This is a genomic window from Microcella humidisoli (assembly GCF_024362325.1).
GTDB lineage: Bacteria > Actinomycetota > Actinomycetes > Actinomycetales > Microbacteriaceae > Microcella > Microcella humidisoli.
Window position 1 is genome coordinate 861,682 of record NZ_CP101497.1, and the last position, 15,785, is coordinate 877,466.

The following is a 15,785-nucleotide window of genomic DNA, read 5'->3' on the forward strand; positions in this document are numbered from 1 at the left end:
CGACCCTACTTCACGAGCGGGAAGAGGATGGTCTCGCGGATGCCGAGGCCGGTCAGCGCCATGAGCAGCCGGTCGATGCCCATGCCCATGCCGCCGCTCGGGGGCATGCCGTGCTCGAGCGCCGTGAGGAAGGCCTCGTCGAGCTGCATCGCCTCGAGGTCGCCGCCCGCGGCGAGCGCCGCCTGCGCGACGAAGCGCTCGCGCTGGATGACGGGGTCGACGAGCTCGGAGTACGCGGTCGCGAGCTCGAAGCCGCGCACGTAGAGGTCCCACTTCTCGACGACGCCCGGAATGGACCGGTGCTCGCGCACGAGCGGGCTCGTGTCGACGGGGAAGTCCATGACGAAGGTCGGCCGCACGAGTCCGCCCTTCACGAAGTGCTCCCACAGCTCTTCGACGTACTTGCCGGGCAGCGGGTGATCGATCTCGATGTCGACGGCGTCGGCGAGCTTCTTGAGCTCGGCCATGGGGGTCTGCGGCGTGACCTCGACGCCGGCGGCCGCACTGAGCGAGTCGTACATGCTCAGGCGGTCCCACTCGCCACCGAGGTCGTACTCGGTGCCGTCGGCCCACGTGACGACGTGCGAGCCCGACACCGCGGTCGCCGCGTTCTGGATCATCTCCTGCGTCAGGTCGGCCATCTGGTGGTAGTCGCCGTAGGCCTGGTACGCCTCGAGCATCGCGAACTCGGGGCTGTGCGTCGAGTCGGCGCCCTCGTTGCGGAAGTTGCGGTTGATCTCGAACACGCGCTCGATGCCGCCGACGACCGCGCGCTTGAGGAACAGTTCGGGCGCGATGCGCAGAAACAGCTCGGTGTCGAAGGCGTTCGAGTGGGTGACGAAGGGGCGAGCGGATGCTCCGCCGTGCATCGTCTGCAGCATGGGCGTCTCGACCTCGAGATAGCCGTGGTTCGCGAACGTGGTGCGCAGGCTGGCCACGGCCACGGCGCGGGCGCGCACGGTCTGGCGCGCCTGCTCGCGCACGATGAGGTCGAGGTAGCGCTGGCGCACGCGCGTCTCGTCGCTGAGCTCACTGTGCAGGTTCGGCAGCGGCAGCACCGCTTTGGCGGCGATGGCCCACGAGCTCGTCATGATGCTCAGCTCGCCGCGACGGCTCGTGATCACTTCGCCCTCGACGAAGACGTGATCGCCCAGGTCGACGAGGTCCTTCCAGCGCTCCAGGCTCTCGTCGCCGACCTCGGCGAGGCTCAGCATGACCTGAATGCGGCTGCCCTCCCCCGACTGCAGGGTGGCGAAGCACAGCTTGCCCGTGTTGCGCGAGAAGACGACGCGGCCGGCGAGAGCGACCCGCTCCCCCGTGGCCGTGTCGGGTTCGAGTTCGGGGAACCGCGCGCGGACATCCGGAATCGTGTCGGTCACCGCGAGGCCGATCGCGTAGGGCTCGAGCCCGGCGTCGAGCATGCGCTGCCGCTTGTCGAGCCGCACCTGCTTCTGCTCGGCGATCTGCTCTTCTGTGAACTCAGTGATCGTCGGCTCGGCGGGCTGCTCGGCAGGTGCGGTGTTCTCGCTCATCAGGCGTCCAGCCTACCGGCGGGCGGGAGCGCTGAGAGCGGTCCCGCCGTCGCGCAACGACGGGTCACAGGAGCGGGATGCGCGCGCGCGGCCCGGCTCAGCCCAGGTGCAGCAGCTCGGTGTCGATGAGCCGCGTCGTGCCGACGCGCGCCGCGATGAGCGCCCGCGCGGGCCCGCGGTGGTCGTCGTCGACCGACTGGAACGTGTCGGGTCGCACGACGGCGAAGTAGTCGAGCTCGACCTCGCTCGCCCCCATGAGCACGCCCTGGGCGGCGGCGACGATCGCGTCGATGCCGCGGTCGGCGGCCGACTGGGCGGCCTCGAGCGCCTGGGGGATGGCGCGGGCCGCCCGGCGGTGGCGCTCGTCGAGGTAGGCGTTGCGGCTCGAGAGCGCGAGGCCGTCGTGCGCGCGCACGGTCTCGACGACCTCGATGCGGGTGCGGATGTCGAGGTCGCGCACCATGCGCTGCACGAGGAACACCTGCTGCGCGTCTTTCTCGCCGAAGACGGCAATGTGCGGCTGCACGATGCCGAGCAGCTTGGCCACGACCGTGAGCACGCCGTCGAAGTGCCCGGCGCGCGACCGCCCCTCGTAGAGCCCGCCGACCGCACCCGCCGAGACCCGGGTCTGCACGGGGCCGGAAGGGTACATCTCGTCGACGGCGGGGGCGAACACGGCGGTGACGCCGTGCCCGGCGAGAGCATCCCGATCGGCGGTCAGATCGCGGGGGTAGCGGTCGAAGTCTTCTGCGGGCCCGAACTGCATCGGGTTGACGAACACCGAGACGATGACGACGTCAGCGACCTCGCGCGCGTGCTCGACGAGGGCCAGGTGGCCGTCGTGCAGCGAGCCCATCGTGGGCACGAGGGCGACGGTCGAGCCGGCGGCGCGCGCCGCGTCGAGCCGGGACCGGAGCCCCGCGATGGTCGTCTCGACGGCGGGCGGGGTCGTGTCGGTCACCGGTCGATGCTATCGACCGCGGGGGACTGCAGCGCATTCTCGACCGCCGAGCGCACGACGCCGCCGAGCACACGGCCGGGCTGCTCCACGCCGATGGCGCGCAGGGCGGCGACCGACTGGTCGATGATCGCGGTCGAGAACTGCGAGGCGGCGGCGATCGCGTCGGCGTATGCGGGTCGGTCCTCCTCGGCGATGACGACGGGTTCCGCGCCCATCTCGACGACGAGGGCCTGGGCGATGGGCAGCACCGGCCCGGGCGCGGTCACCGCGCACCACGCGTCGCGCAAGCGCACGAGGTCAATGCTCGTCCCCGTGAAGGCGAGGGCCGGATGCACCGCGAGCGGAATGGCTCCCGCGGCCCGCGCGGGGTCGAGCACGGCCGTTCCGTGCTGCGCCGAGGTGTGCAGCACGAGTTGGCCGGCCTGCCATGCGCCGAGGGCGGCGAGCCCCGCAATGAGCTCGACGAGCTGGTCGTCGGGCACGGCGAGCACGACGAGCTCGCTGCGCTCGACCAGTTGCGGCACCGCGAGCTGCGGCACGCCCGGCAGCATGCCCTCGACCCGGTCGCGCTCGTCGTCGGTGCCCGCCGAGACGCCGACGATGGCGTGCCCGGCGGCCGCGAGCGCCGCGCCGATCACGGGGCCGACGCGCCCCGCGCCGACGATGCCGACGCCGAGGCGCCCGTCGCGCCCGCTCATCGCTGGCGCCAGCGGTGGCTCGTATCGGTGCGGGCCGCGCGCAGTGACGAGGCGGCGACGTCGTCGAACAGGCGCATGGCGTCGAGCCGGTCGAGGGCGCCGATCGTGGGGCTGATGGGGCCCGCGACGGTGTGCACGTGCACTTCGCCGAGCCGCAGGGCTCGCAGCACCGGACCCTGGCGCACGGCGACCGACTGCGTGCGCGAGAGCGGCACGATCGTGAGCGCGCGCCAGATGGCGCCCGTGCGCAGCAGCACCGCCGTGTCGGTGAGCGCGAAGCCGTTGCGGGGCTGCGAGAACCAGCGCAGCACGCGCGCGCGACGCGGCGAGACCGTGTAGCCGCCCTCGTCGCCGCGGCCCCGCAGGCCGAGCTCGAGCACCTCGGCCGCCTCGTCGACGGCGACCTCGGGCAGCAGCAGCCGCAGCACGGCGCGCACATCGTCGAGGTTGCCGACGGGCAGGATGGTCGTCTGCTGCTGGCCGGCGGCCCCGCCCTGCGAGGAGCGCGAGGCGCGGTTGACAGCGATCTGCCACCAGCCGGCGGGCCGCCACAGCAGCGGTTGGCTGACCTTCACCGAGTGGATGCGGCCGGGCGGCAGCGTCTCGTTGGTGGTCGAGAGCAGGCCGAAGCCGACCCGGACGCCGTCGGGCGTCGCGGCGATCGAGTAGCGCAGCGAGCGGGTGATGCGGGCGACGAGGAAGCCGGCGATGCCGATCATGCCGGGGAACATGGCGAAGAGCAGAAACAGCTCGCCCGTCGTGATGCTCGTCACGGCGATCGCCACGAGCATGGCTACGAGCACGAGCGTCGTATCGCTCAGCACGGTCGAGCCGATGAGCCGACCGGGGTTCATGCGCACGATCGACGTGGGCTCGGCGAGGTCGACGTCGAGCTCGGGAGCCAGCAGCTCCGAGACGCGCTCGTCGAGCATCCCGCCGATGCCGGATGCCGCGGCAGCGGCTGGATCGGCGCCCGCGCGCTGGGCTCCCGAGGCGAGCAGCAGGATGTCGCGGCGCAGCGCGTCGGCGTCGCGACCGCGCAGGTAGGCGAGCGGCACGCTCGCGTCGTTGCCGGCCACCGAGATCTCGAGCTTCGCGGCGCCGAACAGGCGCGGCACGAACGGCCGCCCGATGTTGATGCCCTGGATGCGGTCGAGCCGCGCCTTGCGGTTGGTGCGGAACAGGATGCCCGACCGCACCTCGACGACCTCGTCGGTGATGCGGAACGTGTGCAGGCGCCATGAGAAGTAGAAGCCCGCCACGAGCAGCAGCAGCACGCCGACAGCGGCGAGCAGCGCGACGAGCACGAGCTCCTCCCGCACGATGAAGTCGATCGCGTCGGCCTCGAGGTCGCCGCCCGACGGCGGCAGCGTGACATCCTGCTCGCCGAAGAAGAGCTCGATGAGCCGGTCGCGCAGGTTGACGATGAGCACGCCGATGATGGCGATGAACGCCAGCCCGCCGCGGAAGAGCGGCGTGGCCGGGTGCAGCCGGTGCCAGGCGCCGTCGGCGAAGTCAGTCGTGGCGGGCGTCACGGCCGCGGCGGATGCCTCGGGGCCGACCTCGGTCACAGCCCCGCCCGGCGGGTCTCGGCGACCGCGACGAGGTGGTCGCGCAGGCGTTCGGCCTCGGCGAGCGGCAGGCCCGGGATGAGCACGCCGCTCGACGCCGCGGCGGTGACGAACTTCAGCTCGGCGAGCCCGAACGCGCGCGCGACGGGGCCGCGGCTGATGTCGACGAGCTGCATGCGCCCGTACGGCACGGCGACGAAGCGCTGGAACATGATGCCGCGGCGGAACAGCAGGTCGTCCTCCCGCAGCAGGTAGCCGATGGCCCGCACCCGGCGGGGGGTGAGGGCGAGCAGCACGATGAAGAGCGCGCCCATGCCCGCGCCGAGCATCCAGCCCTCGGCCCAGCCCAGCCAGAAGGGCACGAACGCGACACCCGTGGTGATGGCGCCGAAGACGAACGTGCCGATCATGTCGACGGGAATGTACTTCGCCGAGACGCGCTGCCACTCGGTCTCGGGCCGCTCGAGCCGACTCGGCGCGCTCTCGGTCGTGGCGGTGTCGGGCGCGTCGGGATCGGTGGTGGTCACGCGGGCGTCTCCTCGGTCGGATCATCGGGCGGCAGGGCGCACCAGTGCTCGGCGACGAGGGCGGCGCTGACCAGCAGCACGGCGGCGACGACGGTTCCCCCCGCGGCCAGGGTCGAGCCTAACGGCACGACCGCCCGGGTGAGCAGATAGAGCAGGATGCCCGCGGCGCCTCCCGCGAGCAGCGCACCGGCCAGCGCGCTCGCCTTCGCGAGCACGACCGCGCGCGTGGCGTAGAAGGGGTCGATGCGCCGCTCGCCCGCGGCCGCGCGGCGCACGGGCCAGGCGAGCGCCAGCACGACGACGCCGATCAGCACGAGCGCGACGGCGAGCGAGGCGGGCGGCACGAGCACGGCGACGCCGCGCATGGCCAGCAGCGAGTCGAGAGCGAAGGCGGCGGCGGCTCCGACGAGCGCGGCGAGGACGAGCGCGAGCGGGCGGGTGCGGGTCACGCCGGGCCGCCGAGGGTCGTGTCGGCGGGGCGCGGGGCGCCGTCGGTGAGCGCGGCGAGGAGGGCTGCGACCGGTCCGTGCCCGGTGAGCACAGCATCCGGCTGCACCTCGAGCCAGGGGGCGAGCACGAAGTCGCGCTCGTGCGCGCGGGGGTGCGGCACCTGCAGCACGTCGGAGTCGATCTCGAGCTCATCGAGCGCGATGAGGTCGAGGTCGAGGGTGCGATCGCCCCACCGTTCGGCGCGCTCGCGGCCGTTCTCGAGCTCGATCTGGCGCAGGGCGTCGAGCAGCGTGTACGGGTCGAGGCGGGTCTGCAGCAGCGCGACCCCGTTGAGGTAGGCGGGCTTCTCGGGGTCGAGCCCCTCGAGCGTCAGGGCCACCGTGCCGTGCCACGACGAGACGGCGAGGATGCTCGACGCGGGCAGCGCATCGAGCGCAGTCACCGCCCGCGCCAGTGTGGCCTCGCGGTCGCCGAGGTTGCTGCCGAGCGCAATGACGGCCGTGGCGGTGTGCGGTTGTGTCACGACCGCCCCCGCACGATCGAGACGCTCACGTCGGCGAACGGCACCGTGATGGGCGCCTGCGGCTTATGCACCGTCACCTCGGTCTGCCACACGGCGCCGTGCCGCAGCACGACGCCCGCGACGCGCTCGGCGACCGTCTCGATGAGGTCGACAGGGTCGGTCTCGACGGCGGCCACGACCTGCTCAGCGAGTTCGCCATAGTGCACGGTTGAGGCGAGCTCGTCGTAGGCGGCCGCGCCGCGCAGGTCGAGGTGCGCGGTCACGTCGATCACGAACTCCTGCCCGTCGCGCCGCTCGTGGTCGAAGACGCCGTGGTGCGCGAAGGCGCGCAGGCCCGTGAGGGTGATTCGATCGGACGCCGGACGGTCGCCGCGGGTGGCCGCCTCGGCCGGGGGGCTCGCGGTGTACGAGCCGCCGAACACCGGGGTCTGCGCGGCCCCGGCGGCGATCGACTGCCACACGTCGAGAGCGCGGGCGCTCGAGCGCACGTCGTGCACGCGCAGAGCATCCACGTGCCCCGCCGCGAGGGCCGAGATCACCGCGGTCAGCAGATCGCGCTCCTCGACGGCGGCATCGTCGGGCAGCAGCGCGCCGAGGAACCGCTTGCGCGAGGCGCCCAGCAGCACGCGCGCGCCGATCGAGCGCAGTGTGCCGAGCTCGGCGAGCAGCTGCCAGTTGTGCTCGGCGCGCTTGGCGAAGCCGAGGCCGGGGTCGACCCAGAGCCGCTCGGGCTGCACGCCGGCCTCGAGCGCGGCGTGCCAGCGGCCCAGCAGCTCGTTGGTGACGTCCTGCGGCGCCCAGGTGTAGTCGCTCACCGTGTGCCAGGTCTCGCTCGGCCCGCGCCAGTGCATGAGCACGTATGGCGTGCCGAGCTGCGCGACGGTATCGAGCATCGCGGGGTCGGCGAGCCCGCCGCTCACGTCGTTGACGATCGCGGCCCCGGCCTCGACGGCGGCCGCCGCGGTGCTCGCGTTCATGGTGTCGATCGACACGCGGATGCCCTCCGCGGCGAGCGCCGCCACGACGGGCAGCACGCGCTCACGCTCGACCTCCGGCGCGACGGGTTCGGCGCCCGGCCGGGTCGACTCGCCGCCGACGTCGATGACGGACGCGCCCTCGGCGATCAGCCGCCGCCCCTGCGCGAGAGCCGCCTCGGGGTCGACGAAGCGCCCGCCGTCGCTGAACGAGTCGGGCGTGACGTTGAGGACCCCCCAGAGTTGTGGGCGCGCCGCCGCTCCTGCGGCGCGCAACTCCGGGCGCGGGTTTAACCCGGTCACGCGACGCCTCCGCCGATGAGCGCCATCACCTCGGCGCGGCGCACGGGGTCGGCGAGCGCCCCGCTCGCGGCGACCGTGACGGTCGTGCTCTCGGCCTGCCGCGGGCCGCGGGCTCCGACGCAGCCGTGCCGCGCGTCGATGACGACGAGGGCGCCCAGCGGCGCGAGGGCCGCGTCGATCGCGGCGACGATGTCCTCCCCGAGGCGCTCTTGCAGCTGCGGGCGCGAGGCGAGCGTCTCAACGGTGCGGGCGATGCTCCCGAGGCCGACGAGGCGCTCGGCGGGCAGGTAGGCAACGTGCGCCACGCCCGTGAAGGGCAGCAGGTGATGCTCGCAGATCGAGCGCAGCGCGATGTCGCGCAGCAGCACGATCTCGCCGCGCTGTTCCGGCGCATCCTGCGTCGCGAGCTCATCCCGCAGCAGCGGAACGGGGTCGACGCCGACACCGGCGAAGAACTCGGCGTAGGCCTCGGCGACCCGCTGCGGGGTCGTCAGCAGGCCGGGGCGCTGCGCATCCTCACCGATGGCGGCCAGGATCTCGGCGACGGCCGCCTCGATGCGACCGGTGTCGATGGGGGGCACGGTGCGGCTCAGTCGCGCGCGGCAGGCGGGGCGTCGGTCGTGGCGTGCGTGGCCGCACCCGGTGCCGCTGCGTCGTGCGCCGCGTTCGCGAGCGCCGCGGCCTCGACGGGCGCCTTCGTCGGCATCGGCACCGGCGGCAGGTCGGGCAACGGGCGCTTGCTGCTCGAGAGCCACTGCGGGCGCTCGGGCAGGCGCTTGACGTCGGCGAAGATCTCGGCGAGCTGCAGGTGGTCGAGCGTCTCCTTCTCGAGCAGCTCGGTCGCCAGGCGGTCGAGGATGTCGCGGTTGTCGTTGATGACCTGCCACGCCTCGTCGTGCGCCTGCTCGATGAGTGCGCGCACCTCGGCGTCGACGCGCTCGGCGAGCTTCTCGCTGTAGTCGCGCTGGTGGCCCATGTCGCGGCCGAGGAAGACCTCGCCGCTCGACTGCCCGAGCTTGATGGCGCCGACGTCGGTGCTCATGCCGTACTCGGTCACCATGCGGCGCGCGATGGCCGTGGCCTTCTCGATGTCGTTCGAGGCGCCGGTGGTCGGGTCGTGGAAGACGATCTCCTCCGCGACACGGCCGCCCATGGCGTAGGTGAGCTGGTCGAGCAGCTCGTTGCGCGTCACCGAGTACTTGTCGTCGATCGGCAGCACCATCGTGTAGCCGAGGGCGCGCCCGCGCGGAAGGATCGTGACCTTCGTGACCGGGTCGGTGTTGCGCATGGCGGCGGCCGCGAGGGCGTGGCCGCCCTCGTGGTAGGCGGTGATGAGCTTCTCGTGGTCGCGCATGATGCGCGTGCGGCGCTGGGGGCCGGCCATGACGCGGTCGACGGCCTCGTCGAGCGCCTGGTTCGTGATGATCTCTTCACGCGCACGGGCCGTGAGCAGCGCGGCCTCGTTGAGCACGTTGGCGAGGTCGGCGCCCGTGTAGCCCGGCGTCTTGCGCGCGAGCACCTCGAGGTCGACGTTCTCGGCCATGGGCTTGCCCTTGGCGTGCACCTGCAGAATCTTCTCGCGCCCCTTCATGTCGGGAGCATCCACCTGGATCTGGCGGTCGAAGCGTCCCGGGCGCAGCAGGGCGGGGTCGAGAATGTCGGGGCGGTTCGTCGCCGCGATCATGATGACGTTGGTGTTGGGGTCGAAGCCGTCCATCTCGACGAGCATCTGGTTGAGCGTCTGCTCGCGCTCGTCGTGGCCGCCGCCCATGCCGGCGCCGCGGTGGCGGCCGACGGCGTCGATCTCGTCGACGAAGATGATCGCCGGCGCATTCTCTTTGGCCTGCGTGAAGAGGTCGCGCACGCGGCTCGCGCCGACACCCACGAACATCTCGACGAAGTCGGAGCCCGAGATCGAGTAGAACGGCACGCCCGCCTCGCCCGCGACCGAGCGGGCGAGCAGGGTCTTGCCCGTGCCGGGAGGGCCGTAGAGCAGCACACCCTTGGGGATGCGCGCGCCGACCGCCTGGAACCGCGTCGGGTCTTTCAGGAAGTCCTTGATCTCTTCGAGCTCTTCGATGGCCTCGTCAGCGCCCGCCACGTCGGCGAAGGTCACCTGCGGGGTCTCCTTGCTGACGAGCTTGGCGCGCGACTTGCCGAACTGCATGACGCGGCCGCCACCGCCCTGGAGGCGGGTGAGCAGGAAGTAGAAGATGATGCCGATGATGAGGAACGGGATGATGAGCCCGAGCAGGCTGACGAAGAAGTTGGTCTGCGGCACCTCGTCGGTGAACTCGTCGTCGACGTTCGCCGCGTCGACGGCCTCGACGATCGCGGCCCCGCGAGGCGCCACATAGTAGAACTGCACGTTCTGGCCGAACTCCTCGTCGGCTTCAGCAAGCACGATGTCGACGCGCTGCTCGCCGTCGACGATCTTCACGCTCGTCAGCTGCTCCTCGGCGAGGAACTCGAGGCCCTGCTGCGTGCTGATCTGCCGGAAGCCGCCGATGCCGCCGAGCAGGGCGAAGCCGATCCAGAGCACGAGGGCGCCGGCGACGATGTAGAGGAACGGTCCTCGAACGAGTTTCTTGAAGTTCATGGGCTGGCGGGCTGGCGGCCCCGCACCTTTCTTCCGGTGGAACGTGCCTGTCAGGCTATCGCGCAGTCTGTTGGCAGCCGCTGGATGTTCGCGCGGAGCGGAGCGCCGCTCAGTCGCCGTACACGTGCGGCGCGAGCACGCCGACGGCCCGCAGGTTGCGGTACTTCTCGGCGTAGTCGAGGCCGTAGCCGACGACGAAGGCGGGCGGAATGTCGAAGCCGACGTACTCGACGTCGACCTGCACCTTGGCCGCCTCGGGCTTGCGCAGCAGGGCGAGGATCTTGACGCTCTTCGCGCCGCGCGACTCGAGGTTGGCCCGCAACCACGAGAGCGTGAGCCCCGAGTCGATGATGTCCTCCACGATGAGCACGTCGCGCCCGGCGATCTCGGTGTCGAGGTCTTTCAGAATGCGCACGACGCCGCTCGACTCGGTGCTCGCGCCGTAGCTCGAGACGGCCATCCAGTCCATCTCGACGTGCACCGACAGTTCGCGGGCGAAGTCGGCCATGACCATGACCGCGCCCTTGAGCACGCCCACGAGCAGCGGCGGGGTGTCGCCGTAGTCGGCCTCGACCCGGCGCGCGAGCTCGGCGAGCTTCGCGTGGATCTCCTGCTCGGTGACGAGCACCTCGGTCAGGTCGGAACGGATGTCTTCGACGTCCACGGGCTACTCCTCAACTTCGGTCGGGGGCGAGGGCGAACACGATCAGCCCGGCTGCGCGTTCCACCCTAATGCTGGGCAGATGCACCGGGCCCTGGCCGTGCCAGTCGGTCACGAGCCGGGCCACCTCGAGGGTCTGCACGCGGCTCAGCGCGACCCCGAACTCGGCGCGCGCGACGAGCCGGATGAGCCGGTGCCGCAGCGCGGCAGGGTTCGCGGCGAGCCACGCGACCGGCACGGCGCAGCCGCCCTCGGCGAGCTCGACGACTTCTTCCGCGATCTCGTCGACCATGTGGTCGAGCGCCTCGGCGTCCTCCCGGGCGATCGCGGCGGTGCGGGCGAGTGCCTCGACGATGCCCGCATCGAGGTCGCGTTCGAGCAGGGGCAGGATGCTGCGCCGCACCCGCACGCGCGCGAACCGCTCGTCGCTGTTGTGCGGATCGGTCCACGGCTCGAGCCCCTGATCGGCGCACGCCTGGGCAAGGACGGCTCGGCGCAGCCCGAGCAGCGGTCGGCGGTACAGCCCCGCGACGGCGGCCATGCCCGCGATGCTGAGCGTGCCGCTGCCGCGCGCGAGCCCCAGCAGCACGGTCTCGGCCTGGTCGTCGAGCGAGTGCCCGAGCAGCACGGCCGCGGCATTGTGCTCGACGGCCGCGACCTCGAGCGCGGCGTACCGGGCCTCGCGCGCTGCGCCCTCGGGCCCGCCCGCGCCGCCGGTTGCTCTGATGTGCTCGTCACCGCCGACCGGGGTGGCGCCGCCGAACTGCTCGACGCGCACGCGCTCGACCTGAATCGGGTCGAGCCCGAGCGCCCGTGCCGACAGCGCTGCGCGTTCGGCCACCGCGCCGGAGTCGGGCTGCAGACCGTGGTCGACGATCATCGCGCCGACGCGCAGCCCGAGCCGGGGCGCTTCGAACCCGGCGGCCGCGGCGAGCGCCAGCGAGTCGGGGCCTCCGCTGAGGGCGACGAGGGCGAGCGAGCCCGCCGGCAGGTCGCCGAGCGACTCGCGCACCGCGCGACGCGTGTCGGCGACCGCGGGGGTGAGCCGGGGCCGTCGGGCGTCCGGATCGGGCTCGGAGGGCATCCACTAAGGTTAGAGCCGCGTTCGCGCACCCGTCTTTCTCCGCTCTCCCCTCTTCAAAGGAGCACGCCCATGGGCGCCTATCCCGTCGTCATCGAGATTCCTCGCGGCAGCCGCAACAAGTACGAGGTCGACCACGAGACGGGTCGCGTCTTTCTCGACCGCGTGCTCTTCACGCCCTTCGTGTACCCCACCGACTACGGCTTCTTCGAGAACACGCTGGGCCTCGACGGCGACCCGGTCGACGCGCTCGTGCTGCTCGAGTTCCCGCTGTTCCCGGGCGTCGGCGTGCAGGTGCGCCCGGTCGGCGTCTTCAACATGACCGACGACGGCGGCAGCGACGCCAAGGTCATCTGCGTGCCGGCGAAAGACCCGCGCTGGGCGCACATTCAGGACATCTCGGATGTTCCCGAGCAGACCCGCAAAGAGATCGAGCACTTCTTCGAGCACTACAAAGACCTCGAGCCCGGCAAGTGGGTCAAGACCGAGGGCTGGGGCGACGCCGACGAGGCCGAGGCGATCGTGCAGGCCGGCATCGCCGCCTACGTGCCCGGCGCCCACTAACAGCGGGCGACGCTAGCCGCTCGGCCGCGCGACGACCGGGATGCGGTCGTACGTGCGCACCGGCACGATGCGCACGGGCTTGCCCGGCGACGGCGCCTCGATCATCTGCCCGTTACCGAGGTAGATGGTGACGTGATATTTCGATCCGGATGCTGAGCCGCCGTAGCTGTAAAAGATGAGGTCGCCCGGCAGCGCCTGGCTGTACGACACGAGCAGGCCGCGAGAGGCCGCCCGGTTGTACTGCGCCGAGACGGAGTGCCCGCCGATCGCGAGCCCGCCCGCCGAGTAGGCCATCATCGTGAGTCCTGAGCAGTCCCACGAGTTCGGGCCGCTCGCCCCGTACTGGTAGGGCTCGCCGAGCTGCGCCCTCGCGAAGGCGATCGCGGCGGTGACGATGGCCGGCTTCGGGGTGGGTCCGGATGCGGCAGGCGGCGGGCTCGGCGTCGGAGCCGGGGGGCTCGGCGCGGGTGTCGGAGCCGGGCTGCTCGGCGACGGCGCCGGCGCCGGCGTGCTGGGCCGCGGGGTCGGCTGGCTCGGCGTGGGCGCGGGAGTGCTGGGGCTCGGGCCGGGAGCAGGCGCGCTCGGGCTCGGCGAGGGCTGGCTCGGCTGGCCGGGCCCGGGGTTCGACGGCGGTTCGGCATGCTCGAGCGAGTCGAGGTAGGCGCGCTCGAGGGCGGCCGAGCGGCCGGTGAGGGTGGCGAGCTTGACCGAGAGCTCGTCGAGCAGCGCGCGCTGCTGCGCGGCCTGCGCCTCGGCTTGCTGGGCGGCGTCCGCGGCGGCGGCGTAGACGGCTTCGGCTTCGGCCACCGCGTCGGCGTGGGCGTCGCGCGCGACCGCGGCCTGATCGCTGAGGGAGTCGGCGACGTTGCGGTCGCGCAGGGCCCGCGCCAGCACGGCGTCGGTGCGCGCGCTGAGGGCGCTCATGGTTCCGAGCCGGTAGAGCAGGTCATCCGCATCATCGCCGCTGACGATGAGGGCCATCGTGATGTCGCCGCTGCCCGCCCGCGCGAGCAGGGCCGCGAGCTGGGCGGCCTGCTGCCCCGAGGCGCTCGCGCGTTCGAGGGCTGCATCGCGGCGGCGGTCGGCCGACTGCATGGTGGTCTCGGCCTCGTCGAGCGCGATCGTGGCCTGCTGGTGCTCTTCACCGGCCATGAGCGCCGCCGTGCGCAGCTGCTCGAACTCGGCGTTCACCTCGGCGACGGTGTCGAGAATGCGCGCGATGGCGATCTCGGTGGCCTCGACGTCGCCCTTCGCTTCCTGCACGTCGTCCCACGAGGGGCCCGACGGTGCGGCGAGCGCGGTGGTCGGGCGCTGCAGGCCTGCGGCCCCGAGCGCGAGAACCAGAGCCGTCACGAGGGTGACGGCTCCGATCACGCGGCGCCCGGGGCGTCGCATCAGAGCCGGCTACCCAATCGCGAGACCTTTATTGCGCAGGTACGTCACGGGGTTGGTGGTGCCGCCGTTCTGCCGCACCTCGAAGTGCAGGTGGTTGCCCGTCGAGCTGCCGGTCGTGCCCATGCGGGCGATGTTCTGACCGACGACGATCTCTTGGCCCATCCGCACGAGAATGCCGCCGTTCTGAATGTGCCCGTACGAGGTGGTGAGGCCGTTGCCGTGGTTGATGCGGATGAAGTTGCCGTACCCACCGTTCCACCCGGCGTACTCGACGACGCCGCTCGCGGCCGCGTAGATGGGCGTGCCGGCCGCGTTCGCGATGTCGACACCGGCGTGGAACCGCACCGCACCGCTGATGGGGTGCACGCGGTAGCCGTAGCCCGAGCTGATGTAGCCGTTGGTCGGCACCGCCCAGCCGTTCTTGATCTGCCCGGCGCCGAGGCTCGAGCCCGAGCCGTACTGCGCGGCGATGCCGGCGCGGTAGTCCTTCTCGGTCGCCGCGCGGTTCTTGATGAGCACGTCGAGCTGGGCTTCGAGCCGCGCCTGGTTCTCCTGCTGCGCGATGAGGGCATTCTGCGCCGCCTCGGCCGCGACCTGCGCCGCTTCGAAGGCGGCCTGCGCCTCGAGCCGCAGCTCGTCGCGAATCTCCTTGGCGACGTTGGCCTGGTCGGTGAGCGACTGCGCCGCGTTCTGGTCTTGCAGCGCCGCGGCGTAGATGCCCTCGGCCTGCTCGGTGATCTTGCTGGCGAAGCCCAAGCGCGAGAGCAGCTCGTCGGCGTTGCCGGGGTTCGTGAAGAGCGAGGCCGAGAGGTCGCCGCCGCCCGATCGCGCGAGCTCGGCGACGAACTGGCCGGCGCGCGAGCGCGACTCGTCGGCGCGGGCCTGTGCCTCGTCGGCCTGGGCCTGCAGCTGGTCGGCCGTGAAGGCGGCCTCGTCGAAGGCGAGCTGCGCCTCGTAGTAGATGTCGCCCTTCTCCTGGGCGATGGCCTGGGTGCGCTCGACCTCGGCGGTGATGGCGGCGATGGCCGCGCGAATCTCCTTGATCTTGGCCTGCGCCCGCGCCACATCGCGGCGGGCGTCGAGCACGTCATCCCAGCTCGGGTAGTCGACGGCCGAAGCGGGATGCTCGGTGACGGCGATCGAACCGCTCACGAGCAGAGCCACGGCCGCGATTGCAGCGATGAATGCGCTCGCGCGACGGCGCCGCGGACGGTCGGCGGCATCCCGTGCCGTCACGACCGGCGGCATGGCCGTCGTCTCCGTCATCGTCGCGCTCCCCCAGCGTTCTGCTGACCGCATGATGTCTCCCCGAACCGGTGTTTGTGCGTTATGTCACAACTTCCACACGAGCACCATTGACCACAGTACCAACGGATGCCGCGTTCGGCCAGGCATCGCACCGCACGCGTCACAGGGCGCTCTGTCGGCAGGGCGCCCGCATCCTTGCCGCGACGCTAACCCGCACGGCCACGCCCGCCCGGGAGGCGGGTCGGATCGTCGCCGAACCCGCGCGCCCGCCGGCGGCCGCCGGTTTGGCATTCCCGGGGCTCGACCCGTATGCTTGTGCCTCGGTTGCTCTGCGGCTCGCGCCACCTGGCCCCATCGTTTAGTGGCCTAGGACACCGCCCTTTCACGGCGGCAGCACGGGTTCGAATCCCGTTGGGGTCACCAGCAGCAGCACCACACAATTGAATACGTTTGGCCCTGTAGCGCAGTTGGTTAGCGCGCCGCCCTGTCACGGCGGAGGTCGCCGGTTCAAGTCCGGTCAGGGTCGCCACGGCGACGGGCCCTCTCTTCGGAGGGGGCTTGTTCCGTAGTGGGGCATCATCGCCCTGCGGCTCTGTAGCTCAGTTGGTAGAGCGCACGACTGAAAATCGTGAGGTCACGGGATCGACGCCCGTCGGAGCCACCACACAACTCTCTTCTCTCATCGCCGTGCGCCCTTG

Annotated in this window: 15 protein-coding genes and 3 tRNA genes; 4 read left to right on the plus strand and 14 right to left on the minus strand. The window is 71.9% G+C overall.

Going from position 1 to position 15,785, the window contains the following annotated elements:
• Window positions 1-5 precede the first annotated feature (5 nt).
• The 12 genes from lysS to tilS all read right to left on the minus strand — a co-directional run bounded on the left by lysS (window position 6) and on the right by tilS (window position 11,883).
• On the minus strand, window positions 6-1,532 hold the full coding sequence (gene lysS, locus NNL39_RS04120; protein WP_255160430.1) for a lysine--tRNA ligase: 1,527 nt from the start codon (window positions 1,530-1,532) through the stop codon (window positions 6-8).
• A gap of 97 nt (window positions 1,533-1,629) precedes the next feature.
• Window positions 1,630-2,493 carry a pantoate--beta-alanine ligase gene (panC, locus tag NNL39_RS04125; protein WP_255160431.1) on the minus strand — a complete coding sequence of 288 codons (864 nt, stop codon included), beginning with the start codon at window positions 2,491-2,493 and terminating at the stop codon, window positions 1,630-1,632.
• On the minus strand, window positions 2,490-3,191 hold the full coding sequence (locus NNL39_RS04130) for a Rossmann-like and DUF2520 domain-containing protein (protein ID WP_255160432.1): 702 nt from the start codon (window positions 3,189-3,191) through the stop codon (window positions 2,490-2,492). Before NNL39_RS04130 ends, panC begins: the two co-directional genes overlap by 4 nt.
• Window positions 3,188-4,762: a PH domain-containing protein gene (locus NNL39_RS04135; RefSeq protein ID WP_255160433.1), complete on the minus strand. Its 1,575-nt coding sequence runs from the start codon at window positions 4,760-4,762 to the stop codon at window positions 3,188-3,190. Before NNL39_RS04135 ends, NNL39_RS04130 begins: the two co-directional genes overlap by 4 nt.
• Complete coding sequence (locus NNL39_RS04140) at window positions 4,759-5,289, minus strand: PH domain-containing protein (protein ID WP_255160434.1); 531 nt, start codon at window positions 5,287-5,289, stop codon at window positions 4,759-4,761. The genes NNL39_RS04135 and NNL39_RS04140 overlap by 4 nt, the downstream gene beginning before the upstream one ends.
• Complete coding sequence (locus NNL39_RS04145; protein WP_255160435.1) at window positions 5,286-5,738, minus strand: DUF3180 family protein; 453 nt, start codon at window positions 5,736-5,738, stop codon at window positions 5,286-5,288. Before NNL39_RS04145 ends, NNL39_RS04140 begins: the two co-directional genes overlap by 4 nt.
• Complete coding sequence (gene folK / locus NNL39_RS04150; RefSeq protein WP_255160436.1) at window positions 5,735-6,262, minus strand: 2-amino-4-hydroxy-6-hydroxymethyldihydropteridine diphosphokinase; 528 nt, start codon at window positions 6,260-6,262, stop codon at window positions 5,735-5,737. Before folK ends, NNL39_RS04145 begins: the two co-directional genes overlap by 4 nt.
• On the minus strand, window positions 6,259-7,539 hold the full coding sequence (folP, locus tag NNL39_RS04155) for a dihydropteroate synthase (RefSeq protein WP_255160437.1): 1,281 nt from the start codon (window positions 7,537-7,539) through the stop codon (window positions 6,259-6,261). Before folP ends, folK begins: the two co-directional genes overlap by 4 nt.
• Entirely contained in the window at window positions 7,536-8,120 is a 585-nt protein-coding gene (gene folE, locus NNL39_RS04160) for a GTP cyclohydrolase I (protein WP_255160438.1), read from the minus strand. The genes folP and folE overlap by 4 nt, the downstream gene beginning before the upstream one ends.
• 8 nt (window positions 8,121-8,128) lie before the next feature.
• On the minus strand, window positions 8,129-10,138 hold the full coding sequence (gene ftsH / locus NNL39_RS04165) for an ATP-dependent zinc metalloprotease FtsH (protein ID WP_255160439.1): 2,010 nt from the start codon (window positions 10,136-10,138) through the stop codon (window positions 8,129-8,131).
• Window positions 10,139-10,247: 109 nt separating this feature from the next.
• Window positions 10,248-10,802, minus strand: coding sequence for a hypoxanthine phosphoribosyltransferase (gene hpt, locus NNL39_RS04170; protein ID WP_255160440.1), 555 nt, complete (start codon window positions 10,800-10,802; stop codon window positions 10,248-10,250).
• A 10-nt stretch (window positions 10,803-10,812) separates the two neighbouring features.
• Window positions 10,813-11,883 (minus strand): tRNA lysidine(34) synthetase TilS, encoded by a 1,071-nt coding sequence (tilS, locus tag NNL39_RS04175; protein ID WP_255160441.1) that lies wholly within the window; start codon window positions 11,881-11,883, stop codon window positions 10,813-10,815.
• 69 nt (window positions 11,884-11,952) lie between these two features.
• Here tilS and ppa point away from each other — a divergent pair, with 69 nt between their 5' ends.
• Window positions 11,953-12,444 (plus strand): inorganic diphosphatase, encoded by a 492-nt coding sequence (ppa, locus tag NNL39_RS04180; protein WP_255160442.1) that lies wholly within the window; start codon window positions 11,953-11,955, stop codon window positions 12,442-12,444.
• Window positions 12,445-12,456: 12 nt separating this feature from the next.
• Here the strand turns inward: ppa and NNL39_RS04185 are convergent, their stop codons facing one another.
• Both NNL39_RS04185 and NNL39_RS04190 read right to left on the minus strand, forming a co-directional pair.
• Complete coding sequence (locus NNL39_RS04185) at window positions 12,457-13,839, minus strand: C40 family peptidase (protein ID WP_255160443.1); 1,383 nt, start codon at window positions 13,837-13,839, stop codon at window positions 12,457-12,459.
• 9 nt (window positions 13,840-13,848) lie between these two features.
• Entirely contained in the window at window positions 13,849-15,105 is a 1,257-nt protein-coding gene (locus NNL39_RS04190) for a M23 family metallopeptidase (RefSeq protein WP_255160444.1), read from the minus strand.
• A 329-nt stretch (window positions 15,106-15,434) separates the two neighbouring features.
• Here NNL39_RS04190 and NNL39_RS04195 point away from each other — a divergent pair.
• From NNL39_RS04195 to NNL39_RS04205, 3 genes are all read left to right on the plus strand, one after another.
• A tRNA-Glu gene (locus NNL39_RS04195) sits at window positions 15,435-15,510 on the plus strand.
• A 29-nt stretch (window positions 15,511-15,539) separates the two neighbouring features.
• Window positions 15,540-15,616: transfer RNA gene (locus tag NNL39_RS04200), tRNA-Asp, on the plus strand.
• A gap of 59 nt (window positions 15,617-15,675) precedes the next feature.
• A tRNA-Phe gene (locus tag NNL39_RS04205) sits at window positions 15,676-15,751 on the plus strand.
• The last annotated feature ends 34 nt before the right edge of the window (window positions 15,752-15,785 follow it).